This window comes from Bacteroidales bacterium (assembly GCA_012517825.1).
GTDB lineage: Bacteria > Bacteroidota > Bacteroidia > Bacteroidales > JAAYUG01 > JAAYUG01.
In genome coordinates, this window is the sequence record JAAYUG010000029.1 from 1 (window position 1) to 19,867 (window position 19,867).

Below are 19,867 nucleotides of genomic sequence, written 5' to 3' on the forward strand. Positions count from 1 at the left end.
AAAGATACCATTGATAACGAGGATAACTCTTTAAAGAGTTATCTCCCGTTATCAACGGTAAATCATCTTAATAAAAAAAGAATAAAAATTATTAATAAAACGGTCAACGTTATTTAGGCATTGACTAATCAGAAATCACAATTCACAACTCACAAATCACAAATTGACCTAAAACACCCGAAACGCTGGAATAATGGAACATTGAAACCCTGGAACGCTGGAACCTCATTATTGGGAAATCGAAAATCACTGAAAATTTCCTATTTCCAATTTCCAATTTCCTGTAAGTGAGCACTCTATAAATCGGAAATTCTAATTAATAGGAAATGGGAAATCGGAAATCCTCATTAATGGGAAATCGGAAATCGGAAATCCTTGGAACTCTGGAACCCTGGAACGCTGGAACTTTGGAACATTGGAACACTGGAACACGATGCCATTGTCCTTAATCCCATTACGAAAAATTGAATTGGTATGTGATCATCGTTTCTTTTGTCCTTCATACCCTGACTGTTAAATGAAGTATTATTGCTATTCGCTACATGCCCCTCGCAATTTTTCCTTCACCTTTCTTTGAGTTGAGAGCATAAGCACAGGATGTTTAGAACTGAAAAATGTAAATCAATTCCGGTTTCTTAGAGAGCTGTTCTTCGGGCAGACTAACAATCCGGAAAAGAAACGGATTCCGTTAAAACGTCATGGTAAATACTGTCTCCTTTCCGGGAGTACTTGAGGCCGTTATGGTTCCATTATGCAAACGGATGATCTGGCGGGAAAGACTTAGGCCGATACCCGATCCGCTTGGCTTTGTAGTGAAAAACGGAATAAAAATTTTGTCAATTACATCAGGAAGAATGCCCTGCCCGTTGTCATAAACCTGTAAGGTTGCTCGCCCCCGCTTGTTCAGGAATGCCTTCAGCTCAATCACAGGATCTTTCCTGCCTTCCAGGGCATGCATAGAATTCTTGATCAGGTTGAGAAGCACCTGCTCGATGAGTTGCTCATCCACGGAAATTTCAAGATCATGCGGCTCAACAGACATGATAAAACGGATCCCGTTTTTCTTCATTTCTTCTTCAAGCAACAGGCTGATATGGCTGAACAGATCGTGCACCTTTAAAATCCTGAAATTGGGCTGAGGAATCCGGGTAAGGTTTCTGTAGGTATTGACAAAGTGCAAAAGCCCCGTACTCCGCTTGTTAATTGTCTGCAATGCCTGCTGAATCTCATTAACGGTATCCATATCCACCACCAGATTGCCGCTCTTGTTTTCCCCTATAATATCCTTGAGCATGATGTCGAGAGTGGACGAAAGGGATGCAATGGGAGTGATGGAATTCATAATTTCATGGGTCAGCACCCTGATCAGTTTTTGCCAGGCTTCTGTTTCCTGCTCTTCCAGAACACTCTGGATGTTTTTAATGGCTACCAGCACAATCTCCTTGTCTTTTATTCTGAGCTCCGTTGCGTTGATGCTGAGCTGAAGAAGGTCTTCATAATCCTGTACTTTCACCAGGCGGTTTTCTCCCGGCTGAATGGACAGAAGAGTCTGGACAAGTTCCTTGCTCAGGGGTTCCAGAAGATGGATGTTTTTGAGGGTAGCAACCTGAAAGAGTTTCTTGGCGGCCTTGTTGACCAGTTCAACACTGCCATCGCGCTGAAAAGCTATTATGCTGACGTCAATATTCTGCACAATGCTCTGCAGATAATGAAAATGCTCCTCTTTTTCTGACCGTACTGCCTGAAAATCCTTTATGACATCATTGAAAGCCTTCGCCAGTTCATTGAATGATTCGCCCATTCCCTCGATGCGGAATGAACGGTTAAACTCAGCATAACGGATGGATTCGAGAAACCCCGCCAGTTCCCTGTTGGTCCGGTCCGTGTAGCGGAATAGCCAGACAATCTGCATGACAATGACGATCCCGATCAACACCGGGGTGAGATAAAACCTTGTTTCCAGAGAATAGAAAAACAGGAAAATTGTGGCGCTGAGGACAATAACCCTTATTAAAACGTTGGTGCGGAATTTTTTATAAACCATATTTTTCCATGCGTCGGTAAAGTGATGTACGTGTAAGACCCAGTTCTGCAGCCGCCTGACTTACATTTCCCTGGTACTGTTTCAATACTTTCAGTATCACGGCTTTCTCAATTTCTTCCAGGTTGTAGGTTTCCAGTTCCAGTTCACCGGCTTTTCGGGAAACGGTAGAGAGAAGAAAATCATCGGGTTCAAGGATATCCCCCTCACTCATAATCACGGCCCTTTCAACGGCATGCTGCAATTCCCTTACATTTCCCGGCCAGGGATACTGCTGCAGCTTCTTCATGGCCGCCGCCGAAATGCCTCGTACCGGTTTCTTGTACTTTTTGGTATAGATCTTCAGGAAATGGTTTGTGAGCAGGGGAAGATCATCGAGCCGGTCCCTCAGAGGAGGCAGGTGAATTTCCACCGTGTTGATGCGGTACAGCAAATCCTGCCGGAAGGCATTCCTCGACACCATGTCATAAATGTCGTTATTGGTGGCGCAAATTAGCCGCACATCAACCGGTATGGGCTTGTTCGAACCAACCCGTGTTACTTCCCTCCTCTCAATTACGGTAAGCAACTTACTCTGAAGTGTGGGCGACAAATTTCCGATCTCATCAAGAAAAAGCGTTCCTCCGCTGGCAATTTCAAACCTTCCCTGCTTCTCCGATTTCGCATCGGTAAATGCTCCTTTTTCATGCCCAAAAAGTTCGCTTTCAAAAAGGGTTTCCGCAATGGATCCGAGATCAACAGCAATAAACACCTCATCTTTGCGCGGAGAATCTCGGTGAAGCGCTCTGGCAACAAGCTCCTTTCCGGTGCCGTTTTCACCCAGGATCAAAACACTGGCATCCGTTTTTGCCACTTTCTGTATGGTGGCAAATACCTTTTGCATGGGTTCGCTGGCACCAATGAAGTCCTGGTATGGCATATCATAAACAGCGCTGATTCCCCTCTGCCGGGTACGGAGGGAATCTGCTTCCTGCCGCGACCTTCTCAATTTGATGGAAGCCGAAATGGTGGCCAGAAGTTTTTCGTTCTGCCATGGCTTGAGTACAAAATCCGTTGCGCCCGACTTAATGGCCCTCACTGCTTTCTCGGCATCACCATATGCGGTAATAAAGACAACCACCGCCTGCGGATCCAGTTCCAGAATTTTCGACAGCCAGTCAAATCCCTCCTGTCCGCTGATGGCATCTTTGGTAAAATTCATGTCCAGCAGAATTACATCATACTGCGTTTTCTGCATAACAGCCGGAATCTGCTCGGGATCAGTCAGCGTGTCGATCACCTCAACATGCTGCTTCAACAGCAGTTTAAGGGCAAAAAGAATATCCTCGTTATCGTCAACAGCCAGTATGCGTCCTGTTTTTACATCTTTGCTCATTCGTTTCCCGGAAGATTATTATGCGTTATTCTGTAAAAGTAAACATTATTTGCTTCATCATCAATAAACAGACCAAAAAGACCCACTCTTTCATTATCAAATGATACCATACTTTTGCACACTCTCTGCCGGACTTGACATTCTGTTCGTTTTCGTACACCGTTTGTTTCATTTTGATACAGTTTCCGGGAGAATGGAAAGAACCCTGTTTGACAACTTTCTTAAATATCAGTACTTTAGGTTTTTTGGCATAATTAATGCTCAAACTCACGGAAATACTTTCGGCTTATGAATGGCATGGACAAAAAGATTGAAAAAAGACATCCCCGACTGAAACGCATTATCTGGATTTCAGCCATTGCTGTTCTTGTACTCCTGGTTATTTACTCGATGTTTTTTGGAGATAAAAGCTCCAGGCTGAACATCGAAACCGACAAGATTACCATAGCTACCGTTGAACGCGACATATTTCAGGATTATATAGCTGTTATCGGCACCGTTGAACCCATTCAGACCATTTACCTTGATGCCATTGAAGGAGGCAGGGTAGAAGAGATTCTCCGCGATGAAGGAAGCAAACTGCGCAAGGGAGATGTGATCATCCGGCTGAGCAACCACAATCTGCTGCTGGAAATTTCGAACCATGAAGCGGAAGTTGCGCGGGCAGTCAATGAACTTCGCCAGGCACGGCTGTTGATGGTGCAGCAGCAACTCATCAACCAGAGCAGCATTATTGATACGAGAAAAGTTCTCAAACAGCAGGAAAGAACATTCCGGAACAATGAAAAGCTGTTCGAAACCAATTCTATCTCGCGCGAAGAGCTCGAAAAATCAAAAGAAGAATACCAGGCTTCATTAGAAAAAATGAACCTTCTGCTCGAAAACCAGAAACAGGACAGCATGTTCAGGGCCATCCAGGTGGCCTCTCTCGAATCATCGGTTTCGCGCATGGAGAAAAACCTTGTACTCATCCGTGCCCGGCTCGATAACCTCGACATCAAGGCGCCTGTTGACGGCGAACTGGCCACTCTCAATCCTGAAGTAGGGGAAGTGATCAATTACGGCACACGTATCGGAACAATCAATATACTCGACTCCTACAAGCTGAAAGCCGAAATTGACGAGCACTATATTGACCGGGTGAAAAAAGGACTGAAAGGTGCCTGCGATTTCAGCGGGAAAGACTATACAGCGCATATTGAAAAGATTTTCCCCGAAGTGAAAAACGGAAGGTTTTTTGTTGACATGATTTTTGATGATTCGGTACCTTCCCAGATCCGTATCGGTCAGACATCACGGATCAAGCTTGAACTGGGGGAATCCCAGCCGGCTGTACTTTTACCCAGGGGAGGTTTTTACCAGAGTACCGGTGGTCAGTGGGTATATGTCATTCTTCCCGAACAGCATGTAGCTGTAAAACGGGCTATCCGGATCGGACGCCAGAACCCGAGATTTTACGAAATCATCGAAGGCCTGGAGCCGGGAGAAAAAGTAATTGTTTCGGGATACGACAATTTTGGCAACGCAGATAAGCTGATTCTTAAATAGTACCTTTAATTCTGTTCATTATGATTCGCACCATCCATCTGAGCAAAGTTTTCCGCACCGATGAAGTGGAAACAACTGCCCTCAACAATGTCAATCTTGAAGTTAAGGAAGGAGAATTTGTCGCAGTAATGGGTCCTTCGGGCTGCGGAAAATCCACCCTGCTCAATATTCTGGGCCTTCTGGACAATCCGACCAGTGGAGAATTTTACCTCGACGGACATGAGGTTTCCCGTTACAGTGAACGGGCCCGCACCAGTATGAGAAAAGGAAACATCGGATTTGTATTCCAGAGCTTCAACCTGATCGATGAACTAACAGTCTTTGAAAATATCGAACTTCCCCTTTTGTATATGAAGGTTTCTGCCACTGAGCGCCGCAAAAGGGTGGAAGAAGCCATGGAAAGAATGCGGATATCACACCGCAGAAAACACTTCCCCCAGCAACTTTCCGGCGGTCAGCAGCAGCGTGTTGCCATTGCACGTGCTGTGGTTTCCAAACCAAGGCTCATCCTCGCCGACGAACCAACCGGAAACCTCGACTCAGCCAACGGGGAAGAGGTTATGAATCTTCTGATCGAACTCAATAACGACGGAACAACCATCGTGATGGTAACCCACTCCCCCTCCGATGCAGAAAAAGCCCACCGGATCATTCAGCTTTTTGACGGATATGTAGTTACGGAAAATGTAAAACATGCGTATCAGAGTTGAATAGCGTAAAGACAAAAGCCCTGTATGGAAAACGAAACCACAGATTATTTTCTGACAATTAGAAAAGAAAAAACTCAGCAGGAATTTAACTAATACAAACAAAAATGAAAGAACTTGCCATTCCTTTACCCTATATTCGTGATGACCAGATCGCTGAGGTGGAATTATCCATCGGCCGGTCAAAACTTCACTACAGCTTCAGGATAGAATCATTTCCGTGGGATGTGGAGGATGCATTTACCCACCCCGATGATGACGAAATTACCCGTTCGCTGAAGAGGATAACAAGACTTAAAAACGCTATTCAGGAATACGATCCGGAATGGGAACTGATACAGATTTTCAATCCATCAGAAAATTCGAAATTTATACAGGTACTTTACAGAAAAAAACTGAAACTGATTTAATATGAAACCCACATGTTTTACAAACACAAACACAGCGGTAATAAAATGCCGAACATGTGGGTTCCATCATACCATTGAAAATTAATTTTATTATGATGAAAATGCGTGCAATGTATTTGGCCGTCGTAACGGTAATTTTCCTAGCAGGAACAGGTACTTCCCGTGCCCAGAAGGTGTGGACACTGGAAGAATGCATACAGTATGCCCTCGATCACAATATTACCATTAAACGGCAGGAACTGGCGGCCGATGTTTCCTCCAACAATGCATTTCAGGCAAAGATGAATCTGTTGCCCGGAATCGGAGCAGGGTTCAATCATTCATTCAATTTCGGACGAACCGTTGATCCAACTACTTACGACTTTGTGGAACAAAATTACCAGTCGCAGTCAATGGGTGTGGGAGGCAACATGACGTTATTCCATGGCCTGCAGAATATCAACAACATGAAACGGCAGCAGTTCAATCTCATGGCCAAACTGGCGCAGGTTGAAAAGGCCAAAAACGATGTTACACTTAACATTGCCACCGCTTATCTTCAGATCCTCTTCAGCCAGGAAATTCTCGAAGTAGCCAAAGCACAGCTTGAAGTAACACGCCTGCAGGTTGAAAAAATGCGGAAACTGGTGGAGGTGGGAAACAAGGCCATGGGAGACCTTTTGCAGATTCAGGCACAGGAAGCTTCTGACCGGCTGGAAGTGATCAATGCTTCAAACAACTTAAAAATTGCCTATCTCACACTCACCCAACTGCTCGACCTCGATTCGGCCGAAGGATTTGAAATTGCAAAACCGGTCACGGCCCAGATTGACGAAGCACTGGTTGCTCCCGAAGTGGAAGAAATTTATACCGTTGCCGAAAAAGAAATGCCCCAGATCAGAATGGCAGAGTACATGGTAAAAGCTGCGCAAAAAGACCTTGCCATTGCCCGCGGAGCCAGATTCCCTGATGTAACACTGCAGTCACAGGTGTACACCTACTATTCGGAACTTCAGACGCAATATTACTCATACGAACAGCAACTGCGCAACAACATGTCAAAAACCATCCAGTTCGGAATCAATATCCCTCTGTTCAGCCGCTATGCCACTCAACGCGATATCAGCAATGCAAAAATCGCCCGCAATGATGCCGAACTGCAACTCAGGGAAGCCCGGCTTGACCTATACAAAACCATTCAGCAGGCACATGCTGATGCAGTTGCCGCACTTGAAAAATACCGGTCGGCAGCAGAAGCAGTAAAGGCTAACGAGGAAGCCTTTAAATATACAGAGCAGAAATTCGGGGTAGGCCTTGTGAGCGCCGTTGAATACAATGAAGGAAAGAAAAACCTGACAAAAGCCCGTGCCGACTTACTGCAGGCTAAATATGAATTCATCTTTAAGACAAAAATTCTCGCTTTTTACATGGGAAATAAAATCGAGCTTAAATAGACCACTGGCAATCAGGTAAGGAGGTTTCTCTTTCTGAAGGATGGCAGAACTCCCATGCCATCCTTTTCTTTTGTCGGCCAACGGTGCACTTTATAATCCCAAATATAATTTTCTATAGCCTGGTTGAATTTGTTAATTCATGGTACTTGGGTTAAATCCATAGTCCCTGGTTTAAAGCATGAACCCCTTTTTCACCTGTCATATATTTCATGTTTCATGCTTGCCATAATCATTTACTTGAATTACATTTGATCCCCATGCATTAAATCAATAGGCACATGAAAAGAATCATCTTCCTTTTATTGCTCAGTTGCGTCATGGTAGCAGCTGAAGGACAGATATTCAACTCCTCCCGGGCGATTGGAAGAGGAAGGTTTTATCTCGGCCTTGAGCCGGCCGTTTATGCAAAGTCAGGAACCGACGTCTATATGTTTTTTCATGGCGGGGCCGGGATTACCAATCAGATTGACCTGGCGCTGACAGCCGGTGTGGGACCATCCACCTATTTCGGAACCAGCTTGCAGTGGGCTCTGGCGAATCGGGTTCAGCTGATCACCGGAGCCAGGTACTTCGATTACTTCGGACTCAACGGAGGCCTCACCTATAGCATTCCCCTGGTGAAAGGTACCCATCTCTGGCTGGGGAGCAATATGGTGCTTGAATTTGCCGATGAAGTAAGGGTACCTCTGTGGATACCGCTGGGCGTGGAAATAGGATTCCGCGACAATATCACCTTCCTGCTGGAAAGTGAAATTGGTCTTACCAGTCCTGCACCTCACATCATTTCAGGAGGACTGGCCATTTATTTCCGCTGATAAACGGCAACGCCCCCGATCCACGTGGAAAAAACCTTTGCCTCCGGAATTTTTTCCAGCGGAGCCCTCATCAGGTCTGTATCCAGAACAACAAAATCGGCCCATTTACCCGACTCAAGCGAACCACGGCTTGATTCCTCGAAAGCTGCCCGGGCTGCCCAGATGGTCATGGCACGCAAAGCCTCTTCCCGAGTAAGGGCATTTTCCATCTGAAACCCGCCGGCAGGCTGTCCGGCAGGATTCTTTCTTGCAACCGCCGCATAAAATCCCTGCAGCGGATTAATATCTTCAACGGGGAAATCACTGCCATTGGCCAGCCATCCGTTCTGCTGAAGCAGCATTTTGTAAGCATAGGCATATTTCATTCGCTCTGCTCCAAGGCGATTCACAGCCCATGACATATCAGACACGGCATGAGTAGTCTGAACACTGGGAATAATGGAAAACTTCGCAAACTTTTGAAAGTCAGACGGATGAATTACCTGTGCATGCTCAATCCTCCACCGCAGGTCGTTTTTCCCCTTCAGTACCTCTCCATACACATTAAGGATCATGCGGTTGGCAGCATCCCCGATACAATGGGTGTTTACCTGATAACCATACTTCCTTGCTTTCTGGCAGATTTTTCTGTAATAGCCGGCAGGCTCAATCTGAAGACCCCTTGACTGTGGATCATCTGTATATGGCTCCAGCAGGAGAGCACCCCTCGAACCCAGGGCACCATCGGCAAAAAGTTTGATGGAACGGACAGAAAGCCGATCGGTACGGTAGATTCCCCTGGAAATAAAATGGTTAAAATTCTCTTTGGTCGGTTCCAGCATAGCATAAATACGCATCGATAATCTGCCATATTTCTGGAGGCTGTCTATCAGAGACACTTCCTGATATCCAAGCCCCGCATCGCAAACCATCGTCAGACCCACAGCAAAACAGTTTGTCTGTGCTTCCAGAAGAGCCTCTCTTTTTGCAGGCAAATCCGGAGGTGGAATCAGTCGCGAAACCAGATTCATGGCATTGTCAATAAGAATACCTGAAGGAGCCCCGTTTTCCAGCACTACCCTGCCTCCTTTTACCCTGGTCTGGCTTGTGATCCCTGCCATTTTCAGTGCCGCAGTATTTACCCAGGCAGCATGACCATCAATACGGGTCAGATAGACAGGAAGGTCAGGGAAAATTGAATCGAGCATCTGGCGGTTTGGATACATTTTGCTTTCCCAGTCGTTCTGGTCCCATCCTCTGCCGGTTATCCACTGCCCATTCCGTTTGCTTCCAGATCCCCTCAGCCGGGTCATGATTTCCTCAACAGAAGCGGTTCCAGTGAGATCGGCTTCCTGCAGTCCGAGGCCATAATACAAAAAATGGCAATGGCTATCAATAAATCCCGGATATACGTACTTCCCTCCCAGATCGATGATGGCATCAGCACGGTATTTCGCCCGGAGATTACCGGCGGTGCCGGTTTCCACAATACGGCCTTCGGCAACAACCATTGCATCGGCAGTGGAGAAAACATCATCAACAGTATAAATCTGCGCATTGAGAAAAAGAATGGTATCCTTTTTCTGCAGGGAACTTCCTGAACTTTCTGAAACCAACATAGAGCAGAGAATCAGAACAAACGGTATCCTGAGATGCATTATTTATTTGATTTTCCGATAAATATGTCAGCAAATTTCAGATACTGTTCCCAGTCAAATGGCGTGATATTATGTTTGCCGGTACGAATATGGTAACCGATGGTTCCCATAACCGGGGTATCAGGGGGCGGCATCTCGGTCACGGGTAGCCCGGGCAGATTGAAAAGCCTGTAAACCGGGGTAGCCAGAACACCGGCCAGGAATTCACCATGAGGGTCAGCCCACAGGTCTTCTGTTGCACTGGCAATATACACCGGACGCGGAGCAATAAGAGCTATCAGCATGTGCTGGTCAACGGGAAGTTTTTCTTCACGGTTGTTGTAATTTTTAAAGTTTCCGCAGAACCAATGAGGAAACCGTGAATTAATCGCCTCCACTGTTTCACCAAAAACCCTTTTGGAAAGAGCAGCTCCGCCGCAACCCGAATTATTGGAAACCACCAGAAAAAACCGTTCATCCATTGCACCAGCCCAGAGAGCAGTCTTTCCGAGCCGTGAATGCCCTATCACCGCCACATGATCTTTATCCACATCCCTGTCGGTTACAAGATAATCCATACAGCGGCTCAATCCCCATGCCCATGCAGCTATGGAACCCCATGCCTCAGGGGATACCCTGTCGTTCGGCCTTCTGAAAAGGGCATGAACACCGTTGTTAAAACCATCATCAAAGTCAGGATCAATATCACCATAATAAACGGTGGCAAGGCCGTATCCTCGGCGCAAAAGTGTTTCGACACACCAGCGCGAAGTATCCACCCCCCGCGAAGATTCCGTGGCCCTGTTCCGGGTAATTCCCATTTTATCATCATTCGCCACCCAGGAAGAAGGAAGAGGAACAGAACGATCAAACGTTACCGTATGGTTGCCGTTGAAATTCAAACCAAGAAATACCGGAGCAGGCAATTTTCCGGCCGGAAGATACATCAGGAGGGAAAGAACAGGCCCTGAACGATCTTTCCTGAAATACAGGTTCACCTGTCTGCGGATCCCCAGACCCCCGAATGCTTTCCCGTTCTTTTCCTTTACTTCAAAAATAAGAGTGTCGGGCAAGCCGGGTGAAACACCATACACCAGATGTTCAAAAAGTGCCCTGATTTCCGGTTTCCTGAACTGCAGCCACTCCTCCTCTGTCTGAACTCTCTGGCCGTTTATAAGTACCAGAACATCCGGCACCGGAATCATCCCGGCTTTATCTTCAGAATAACTAACATTCTGACCACGCGAAAGAGAGGAAACAAAACTGAATACAAGAAAAACAAAAATCAACCTTATCCATTTTGAATATGTTCTCATACAATAAATTTTGATGATTCAATGAGGATAAACTCTGATTTGCCAAAACCTCTGCATTCCTTATTCAGGCTTTTCGGCCGGCAATCGGAAAAAGAAAGTTGTTCCGGCGCCGGGCGTGCTTTCAGCCCAGATGCTGCCATGGTTCTGTTCAATAAATTCCTTGCAGATGAGTAGACCAAGTCCTGACCCCGTTTCTCCCCCGGTACCGGTTCTGATCTTTTTCCTGTCCGAATCAAACAGGAGCGCTTTGGTTTCCTCATCCATTCCTGCACCCTGGTCAGAGACAGAACACACAACAAAACCATCCTCCTTTCGAAGGGCTATGCTGACCTCTCCTCCCTGCTTGCAGAATTTAACGGCATTGGAAAGAATATTTCTCACCACCGCGCTGATCATATGGCGGTCGGCCAACACAAAGAACTCTTCCTGTGGAGAAAAGCTGATGCGGATGTTCTTCCTTGCGGCCTGTTCTCTCAATAAATCAATATTTTCCATAACCGGCTCCGCCATGTTAAACGATACCGGACTGACTCCCCTGCCCTTCAGCTGGCTTGAACTCCACAAAAGAAGATTTTCTATCAGGGACAGGAGTTTTTGCACCGACTGCCGGATGTATTCAAGATATTCCTCCCGTTTGTTTTCGTCTAATTTTCTATGATGCAAAGTAAGCAGTTCAACAAATCCCTGAATGGTTCCCAGCGGATTTTTTATATCATGGGCCATGATGGAGAATATCCTGTCGTTCATCCGGTTGAGTTCATGCAGCCGTTCGTTGGTGGTACGAAGTTCTTCCGTCTGCTGCTGGAGCAAGGCTTTCTGCGACTCAAGCTCTTTAACGCTGCGATCAAGCGCTTCCGCATTAGCCAGCAATTCTTCATTGGCCACTTCCAGTTCATGCGTCCGCTCATGGACCAATTGTTCAAGCAGTCGATTTCTTTTCAGGATACTCTGATTTCTCAGATACACAAACGCCAGAATGATACCTATAACAATCAGAGTAAGAACAACCCTGAAAAACCAGGTTCTGTACCAGGGGGTAAGAATAACAATGGTCAGCTTGTCTCCCTTCCTGTCCCAGAACCCGTCGTTATTGCATCCACGCACCCAGAAGGTATAACGGCCGGGTTCAAGGTTGGTAAATGTCACCTCCCTTCTGGTGCCGGTTGAAATCCAATTTTCCTCATATCCTGACAGCAAATACTCAAACCGGTTGTTTTTCTGATTCAGATAGTTCAATGCTCCGAATTGAATGGTAATTGACCTCTTTCCAAAGGGAAGAACAATGACCGGATAACCGGCATGCTGGGATTCTGAGCACATTGCCTCATGCAAATAGCTTCTGTAATTGACAAGAACATCTTTTATGTAAACCGGATATATGGTGGTATCCGGTTTGATATCGTCCGGGTCGAAGCGCACCATGCCCTGATCCGTACCGAACATCAGAGCTCCGGACTTTGACTGGAAGCATGCTCCCCTGGTGAAATAATTCCCGGGCAGACCATCGTCCTGGTATAAATTCCAGAAAGATGAAGAATCGGGATTGAATCTGCAGAGCCCGTTATTGGTGCTGATCCATAAATTCCCCCTGCGGTCTTCGGTAATAGCATTGATAACATTACCCGGTAGTCCCTGTGAAGTGGTATAACGTATAAAAGACGTATCGGCGGGTTTAAAACGATTCAGACCATTGGCAGTGCCGATCCAAAGACGCTTTTTCCGGTCGCGGTAAAGAGAATAGACCCAGTTATGACTGAGTCCGTCGGCCTTTTTCTCCGAGTAAATAAATGAACGCCCCTGCCGGGTTTCCGGATCCAATAAACATGCCCCGTTATAAGTACCTACCCAGAAATGGTAATTTTCGTCTTCCAGTATAGTCAGTGCATAATTATCCACCAATGCTGAGTTCAGGGTAGTGTATGAATCCCATGTCTGCTTATCGGTATCAAACCTCAGGAGACCATGTCCGTTGGTTACAATCCACACCTTCCCGCGTGAATCTTCAAAAATCTGCCGGATATCGTGTTTCCCTGTACAACCGGGAAATGAACATTCCGGTGTGATCATTTTCCACGTATCCTTATCGGGATCATACAAGGCAATTATTCCCATATATCCGCCCACCCAGATTTTGCCCGACCGGTCTTCCATCAATGCCAGCACAGCATCTGAGGGAATTCCGGGTTTTTCTGTATGCCAGAAATGTCGGATTTCCCCTCCTGACGCACTGATGCAGTTCAATCCTCCCCCGTCGGTACCAACCCAGATATTCCCCCTTTTATCTTCCAGGATGGACAAAATCGAATTGGAACTGAGGGACCGGCTCTGTCCCGGAACATGATCATAAATCACAAACTTTTTTGCAGGGGTTAAACTGGCATAATTGACTCCGTTCCTGTAACATCCTATCCACAATGTGTTTTCGCGGTCAAGATAAAATTTCCTTACAAAATCATCATTGACTGATTTGGGATTATAAGGATCAGCCGTGATGGAGATCAGTTTTTTTCTGCCGGGTGTATACACCAGAATACCGTTATGATCAGTTGCCGCCCAGATGTTCCCCCAGGGATCTTCAAAGGCATCCCAGAACTCATACTTAGCAAAATCGCTAAAACCGGAAAAAATGGAAAAAGGTTCTATGGAAAAATCCTTCAGGCTGAGCAAAAACAAACCGTTACTGCCCGATACCAGATATCTGCCTCCTGAAACAACAGTAACACTATGAATTAACCCGCAATTATGTTCCCTCTGAGCCGCAACATGTTTAAACAGATTCATCTGTACAATTTTCCGTGAAGAAAATATCAGAATCTGTTGGTCTGATTCGGTCACAACTGTCTGGCACAAATAATCGTCCCCGGTAAAAAGGTCCTTTTCGGATGGAAGGTCGAGGAAGGGAACCATAATTGCCTGACTAACAGCAAGCTGTAAAATCTGATACGGATAAGTAATTAACACGGTTCCATCCTTAGTCATATCCAGGTCAATAACATTCCTGCGCTTTAACCTAACACCCGATTCCGGAATAGTGGTAAAACGATCGCAATTTCTGTTGTACCTCACCAGACCAAGGTCAGTACCAATAAGAAGCTGATTATGGCGGTCAATCAGCATAGTATTTATATTATTGCCTTTGATACTCGCAGAATCATTGATGTCATAATGGTACGTGCGGAGGGTCTGCCCGTCAAACCGGGCCAGACTGTTTTCCGTGCCAAACCACATAAACCCCTTGTCATCCCTGATAATGGAGAACACCCGGTTACCTCCGAGTCCGTCCCGGTAAGCAATGTGCTTGAAATTCAATCCTGACAGATCCTGGGAAAAAAGCTTTGCTCCGGCAGGGAAAACAGCAAACAGAATGAGAATAACTGCCGGAAATTTCATTGATATCCTTCCAGATATTGCCGGGAGTGTTTCTGTATCCATATACCTGACTATGAAAATATTGTCCAGAAACCTATACAATTAAATATGCCAATCAGACAAGTGCATAAATTTTATGCTCCCACAACTAACCTAACGAAAATTGGTGAAAGATAACAAAAAAATCCTCCTTCCTGCAGAAAAAAAATTTATGCGGCATTCTCTTATATTTTCCAAAATTCATTATAGTAATTAAAGGCAATCCTGTAAAATGTTTTTCTGATTCCGGTAATTTTCATCCGATTTTTCCGTTTCTTGGATTGACCTGCTTTATGTATTTTTACGGCTATGAGCACACGCTGGTTACATTGGTTAGCAACATCTGGATTCCTCATTGCGCTGGTGGCCGGAGGATGCGAACAGGAAGAAATATTGAAAGACCCTGAAGCACGCCTTAGTTTTTCAAAAGACACCGTCAGTTTTGACACTATATTCACTTCAATAGGCTCAACAACCCGGCAACTTAAAGTGTACAACCGGTATAACAAAACCCTCCGGATTTCGGAAATCAGGCTTGCAGGAGGAGAATCAAGCCCCTTCCGGATCAATATTGACGGGATTAGCAGTTTCAGGCAAAACAATGTTGAAATTCTCCCGAAAGACAGCCTGTATATATTTGTTCAGGTAACCATTGATCCGAAAAACAGTAACGCTCCGGTGCTGGTTCACGATTCCATTCTCTTCACCACCAACGGCTCTGTTCAGGATGTTGATCTTGTTGCCTGGGGGCAGGATATGCATCTTATTCTGGCCGATACAATTCATGCGTCTACCGAATGGCCAGCCGACAAACCTTATCTTGTCCGCTACTATCTGATTGTTGACAGTGCACAGACGTTAACCATAGAACCGGGAACACGTATCTACATGCACCGGGATGCCGTAATCGAAGTCAGAGGCACCCTCCGCGCTCAGGGAACACTCGACCAGCCTGTGCGTATCCAGGGAGACCGGCTTGAAGAAGATTATAAAAATATACCCGGCCAGTGGCTGGCCCTCGCGTTCAGTCCCTCCAGCACCGGCAATTTACTTGAATATACCGACATCCGGAACGGAGTGGTTCTTCAGATCGGCCGTCTGGAAGACCCGCGGAGCGTACCCGTTACGCTCAGAAACTGTCAGATCTTCAACATGAGTTTTGCGGGCATTTATGCTTTCGGCGCTTCCATTACGGCAGAAAACCTGGTAGTTGCCGATGCCGGAACCCTTCTTCTGGGACTTTTCCGGGGCGGAACACATCGCTTTTACCACTGTACCCTTGTTAATAAGGGCGTTATGTTTTACAATCGCTCGGCTCCTTCGGTTATTCTTTCCAACTATTTTACCGATCAGAACAAAAAAGAATATGCAGGAGACATGACGCAGGCCTCTTTTGGCAACTGCATCATCTGGGGTAATTATGAAAATGAGCTGGCGTTTGCATTCAAGCCGTCTTCCGGTGCAGCCAACTACCATTTCAAAAACTGCCTCCTCCGGCTCGACCCTTCCAAACTGCCCGTCACAGACACCATGCACTTTGATTCGGTATGGTACAGCACTGCTCCTTTATTCCGGGATGCCGACCAGTGGAATTTCATCCCTGACAGTAGTTCCTTTTCCAACAACAAAGGCTCCCTTTTCATTGCCAGCCAGGTACCCCAGGATATAAGAGGGAAGAACCGACTGGCCGACGGGAAGCCTGATCTGGGTGCTTTTGAATGGATACCCGGTGACACCGCCCGGCGTAAAAGTTCCCGCAGATGAAAACCTGGACAACGGTTTTTCTTGTTCTTTTTCTCGCCGTCCACGAGGCATATTGTCAGCAGCCCTCTTCAGCGGAAAAACCCCTTCTGCAGGTGATGTTCTGGAACACGGAAAATTTCTTTGACCCCTTTAACGACAGCACGGTTAACGATGAAGAATTTCTTCCCGGCGCCCTGCGAGCATGGAATTTTAAAAAATACGAAACCAAGCGCAACCATATTTATCAGGTAATTGCAGCTATTGGCGGCTGGGACCCTCCTGATGTAATAGGCCTTGCTGAAGTGGAAAACCGTTTTGTACTGAACGATCTGGTAACCAATACCCCCCTGGCAAAATACAATTACCGTATTGTTCATAAGAACTCGCCCGATCCGCGGGGCATCGACGTAGCTCTCCTTTACCGCGAAGACCGTTTCCGCGTGATTGATAAACGGTATTTTCCCGTTTATAATGCCGGCGGGAAAATTGAACGCACCAGGGAAATCCTTTATGTTGCCGGTATTACAGGGCACGATACCCTGCATATTTTTGTTAATCACTGGCCTTCCCGTGCAGGCAGAAAAAACGACAGTGAATTGAAACGATGCCACGTGGCCCTGACATTGAAAAGCAAAACCGACTCGCTTCTGCGCCGTAATCCAAAAGCCTTTGTCCTGATTACCGGCGATTTTAACGATGAGCCCACTGATGAAAGCCTTATCCGCTGCCTCGGGGCTAAAACAGATACCGCCGGAGCCCAAAGCAACGGTTTATACAATCTTTCCGCCCTGCTTTCCCTCAACGGAAAAATCAGAGGCACACATAAATATGAGGGAAAATGGGCCATACTCGATCAGGTGATCGTTTCGGGCAGCCTTCTGCAAAAAGGAAAACACATCTGTACCGACGCATCAAAGCTGTCAGTTTTTGCACCCGATTTTCTTCTCGAAAAAGACGATCGCTGGATGGGATACAAACCGTTCAGGACTTATAACGGAATGCAATATCAGGGAGGGTACTCCGACCATCTTCCTGTAATCATAAAACTGGTCAGGAAATAATCTATTATCAATCACTGAAACATTTGAACGCAATCAGGTCAAATCACAATTTACAAATCACTGAAAATTTCCTATTTCCCATTTCCTATTTCCCATTCGGGAATATGCTGTGAAAATAAAATCCTGTCAACTTTATTCACGCATAGAAGAGTTGTGATTTGTGATTCTAAATTCTTGATTTTAAACGCAATACGGTTAAATCACAATGCACAAATCAAAAATTACTGAAAATTTCCTGAAGGAGATCACGCTATGAAAAACGGAACACATTAATCGGAAATCCTTTACCCGGCTTCTGGAGTTCCGGGCGTAAGTCCAAGTTCTTTCCCTTTTTCCAGCATAAACTTCCATGCTTCCTCCCTGTTGTTTCTTATGACCCCGTCGAGGATGGCTTCCTTGATGGCATTTTTGATAATTCCCACTTCCTTGCAGGGAGGAATGCCAAAAAATTTCATAATGTCTTCTCCGGTTACGGGGGGCTGAAAATTGCGGACAGCATCTTTTTCCTCAATCTCTTTCAGTTTTTTCCGTACCAGGGCAAAATTGGCCTTGTAAACGGCACGCAAACGGTCGTTTTTTGAAGTAATATCGGCCTCGCACAAGGTCATCAGCTGATCAATATCGTCTCCGGCTTCGAAAAGCAGGCGCCGCACGGCCGAATCGGTAACATCTTCGGAAGCCAGCACAATGGGGCGCAAATGAAGAGCGACCATCTTCTGTACAAAACGCATTTCGGCTCCCATCGGAAGACGAAGCCTCCTGAATATTCCCGGAACCATTTTGGCACCGAGGTATTCATGGCCATGAAATGTCCAGCCCTGCTCCGGAATATATTTTTTTGTAAGCGGCTTGGCAATATCATGAAGCAAGGCAGCCCAGCGAAGCCAGATATTTTCTGAAACACCGGCAACATTGTCCAGTACCATCAGAGTGTGCTGAAAATTATCCTTATGCATGCGCCCGTCAATGGCTTCCACTCCCTTCAGATTGGAGAGCTCGGGCAGAAAAACAGGCAGTAAACCCGTACTGTCGAGTAACCGGAATCCAACCGACGGCTTCTCAGACTGCAATATTTTGGTTAGTTCTTCCGCAATACGTTCCGCCGAAATAATCTTGAGCCTCTCCGCATTTTCTCTGATTCCTTCAAGGGTTCTCTCCTCAATGCGGAAATTCAGCCGGGTGGCAAACCGGATCGCCCGTATCATGCGCAAAGGATCGTCGGAAAAGGTATGTACCGGATCCAGCGGAGTACGTATGATCTTTTTCTTCAGATCTTCCTGACCATTGAACGGATCTATCAGCTGTCCGTGATTCTTCGGATGAAGCCCTATGGCCATGGCATTGATGGTAAAATCACGCCGTTGCATGTCTTCTTCCAGCGTGGCCTTAAATACCTTCGGCTTGCGTGAATCTGCCTTGTACGATTCCTTACGTGAGGCCGCAAACTCAATCTCCATCCCATGAAACCGGAACATGGCTGTTCCAAAATTCCTGTAACTGACCACCTTTAATCCGGGACGTATTTTTTTTGCTACTTTCTGCGCCAACTCAATCCCGTCACCTACCACCACAATATCAATATCCTTCGAATCCCTTCCCAGAAAACGGTCGCGCACAAAACCGCCCACCACATAGGCCTCCGTGTCCTCCTCCGCACAAACCTCCGTTATTATCTGAAAAATCGTATGATCAAGAAAATTTTTCATATTAAAATATGTACATATGTAAATTTTGTCGTATCTTTGCGCCAAAATTACAGAAAATGCATTGGCATTCAAAAATATTGGCACAAAGATACACCCTGGAACGATATTTGAACTGAAAAAAACAAACAAATAAAACAATAACAACATGCTGGAACATTTAACAACAGAAACTTTTAAGGAAAAAGTATTCAACTACGACGTCAACAAAGAATGGAAATTTGAAGGGGATAAACCCTGTCTGATTGATTTTTATGCCGACTGGTGCGGACCGTGCCGTATGGTAGCGCCCATACTCGAGGAACTGGCGAAGGAATACGACGGAAAACTGAACATATACAAAGTTGATACCGACAAGGAGCAGGAACTGGCCATGGTATTCGGTATTCAGAGCATTCCGTCCCTTCTTTTCGTTCCTAAGGATGGTCAGCCGCAGATGGCTATGGGTGCCCTTCCCAAGGAAACCTTTAAAAAGGCTATCAAAGACGTTCTGAAGGTTGAATAATTTCTTGCTGATTATTAACGCATTGCGGGCAGAATGGTTTTTCTGCCCGTTTTTGTTTATATTTGCCATGTTCTCTAAGGGGGTGCCTTAATAGTACGGGCTGAGATCATACCCTTAGTACCTGATCCGGGTAATGCCGGCGTAGGGATTTGGAGGCAATGAAGAACACATTGCCCCGCAGTATTA

At 45.9% G+C, this 19,867-nt stretch carries 14 protein-coding genes and 1 riboswitch; of the genes, 8 read left to right on the top strand and 6 right to left on the bottom strand.

All coding sequences use genetic code 11. The annotated features are described in order from the left end of the window. Nucleotides 1–688: 688 nt before the first annotated feature. Nucleotides 689–2,044 carry an ATP-binding protein gene (locus GX419_02045; GenBank protein NLI23473.1) on the bottom strand — a complete coding sequence of 452 codons (1,356 nt, stop codon included), beginning with the start codon at nucleotides 2,042–2,044 and terminating at the stop codon, nucleotides 689–691. Then, complete coding sequence (locus GX419_02050; protein ID NLI23474.1) at nucleotides 2,034–3,416, bottom strand: sigma-54-dependent Fis family transcriptional regulator; 1,383 nt, start codon at nucleotides 3,414–3,416, stop codon at nucleotides 2,034–2,036. Before GX419_02050 ends, GX419_02045 begins: the two co-directional genes overlap by 11 nt. Nucleotides 3,417–3,704: 288 nt before the next feature. Between GX419_02050 and GX419_02055 the strand changes: the two genes are divergently transcribed. The 5 genes from GX419_02055 to GX419_02075 all read left to right on the top strand — a co-directional run bounded on the left by GX419_02055 (nucleotide 3,705) and on the right by GX419_02075 (nucleotide 8,329). Beyond that, on the top strand, nucleotides 3,705–4,964 hold the full coding sequence (locus GX419_02055; GenBank protein NLI23475.1) for an efflux RND transporter periplasmic adaptor subunit: 1,260 nt from the start codon (nucleotides 3,705–3,707) through the stop codon (nucleotides 4,962–4,964). Nucleotides 4,965–4,975: 11 nt separating this feature from the next. Beyond that, the gene (locus GX419_02060) at nucleotides 4,976–5,674 is read left to right on the top strand and encodes an ABC transporter ATP-binding protein (protein ID NLI23476.1); all 699 of its coding nucleotides are present in this window, start codon (nucleotides 4,976–4,978) and stop codon (nucleotides 5,672–5,674) included. A 104-nt stretch (nucleotides 5,675–5,778) separates the two neighbouring features. Continuing rightward, nucleotides 5,779–6,081: a hypothetical protein gene (locus tag GX419_02065; protein ID NLI23477.1), complete on the top strand. Its 303-nt coding sequence runs from the start codon at nucleotides 5,779–5,781 to the stop codon at nucleotides 6,079–6,081. Nucleotides 6,082–6,173: 92 nt separating this feature from the next. Next, nucleotides 6,174–7,514: a TolC family protein gene (locus GX419_02070; protein ID NLI23478.1), complete on the top strand. Its 1,341-nt coding sequence runs from the start codon at nucleotides 6,174–6,176 to the stop codon at nucleotides 7,512–7,514. 278 nt (nucleotides 7,515–7,792) lie between these two features. Further along, nucleotides 7,793–8,329: a hypothetical protein gene (locus tag GX419_02075; protein NLI23479.1), complete on the top strand. Its 537-nt coding sequence runs from the start codon at nucleotides 7,793–7,795 to the stop codon at nucleotides 8,327–8,329. On the opposite strand, the gene GX419_02080 is transcribed toward GX419_02075, so the two are convergent. Genes GX419_02080 through GX419_02090 form a run of 3 tightly spaced genes read right to left on the bottom strand, consistent with a single transcriptional unit; the run spans nucleotide 8,317 to nucleotide 14,651 of the window. Further along, nucleotides 8,317–9,966, bottom strand: coding sequence for an amidohydrolase (locus tag GX419_02080; GenBank protein ID NLI23480.1), 1,650 nt, complete (start codon nucleotides 9,964–9,966; stop codon nucleotides 8,317–8,319). The genes GX419_02075 and GX419_02080 overlap by 13 nt on opposite strands. After that, entirely contained in the window at nucleotides 9,966–11,261 is a 1,296-nt protein-coding gene (locus tag GX419_02085) for an acetylxylan esterase (protein ID NLI23481.1), read from the bottom strand. Before GX419_02085 ends, GX419_02080 begins: the two co-directional genes overlap by 1 nt. Nucleotides 11,262–11,321: 60 nt before the next feature. Next, nucleotides 11,322–14,651 carry a hypothetical protein gene (locus GX419_02090; protein ID NLI23482.1) on the bottom strand — a complete coding sequence of 1,110 codons (3,330 nt, stop codon included), beginning with the start codon at nucleotides 14,649–14,651 and terminating at the stop codon, nucleotides 11,322–11,324. Between the two features lie 327 nt (nucleotides 14,652–14,978). Between GX419_02090 and GX419_02095 the strand changes: the two genes are divergently transcribed. Then, nucleotides 14,979–16,433 (top strand): hypothetical protein, encoded by a 1,455-nt coding sequence (locus GX419_02095; protein NLI23483.1) that lies wholly within the window; start codon nucleotides 14,979–14,981, stop codon nucleotides 16,431–16,433. Then, nucleotides 16,430–17,473 (top strand): endonuclease, encoded by a 1,044-nt coding sequence (locus tag GX419_02100; GenBank protein ID NLI23484.1) that lies wholly within the window; start codon nucleotides 16,430–16,432, stop codon nucleotides 17,471–17,473. The genes GX419_02095 and GX419_02100 overlap by 4 nt, the downstream gene beginning before the upstream one ends. Before the next feature lie 284 nt (nucleotides 17,474–17,757). Here the strand turns inward: GX419_02100 and GX419_02105 are convergent, their stop codons facing one another. Beyond that, nucleotides 17,758–19,179, bottom strand: coding sequence for an HD domain-containing protein (locus GX419_02105; GenBank protein NLI23485.1), 1,422 nt, complete (start codon nucleotides 19,177–19,179; stop codon nucleotides 17,758–17,760). A gap of 145 nt (nucleotides 19,180–19,324) precedes the next feature. Here GX419_02105 and trxA point away from each other — a divergent pair, with 145 nt between their 5' ends. Then, entirely contained in the window at nucleotides 19,325–19,681 is a 357-nt protein-coding gene (gene trxA / locus GX419_02110; GenBank protein ID NLI23486.1) for a thioredoxin, read from the top strand. A 68-nt stretch (nucleotides 19,682–19,749) separates the two neighbouring features. Next, a riboswitch (TPP riboswitch) is annotated at nucleotides 19,750–19,847 on the top strand. The last annotated feature ends 20 nt before the right edge of the window (nucleotides 19,848–19,867 follow it).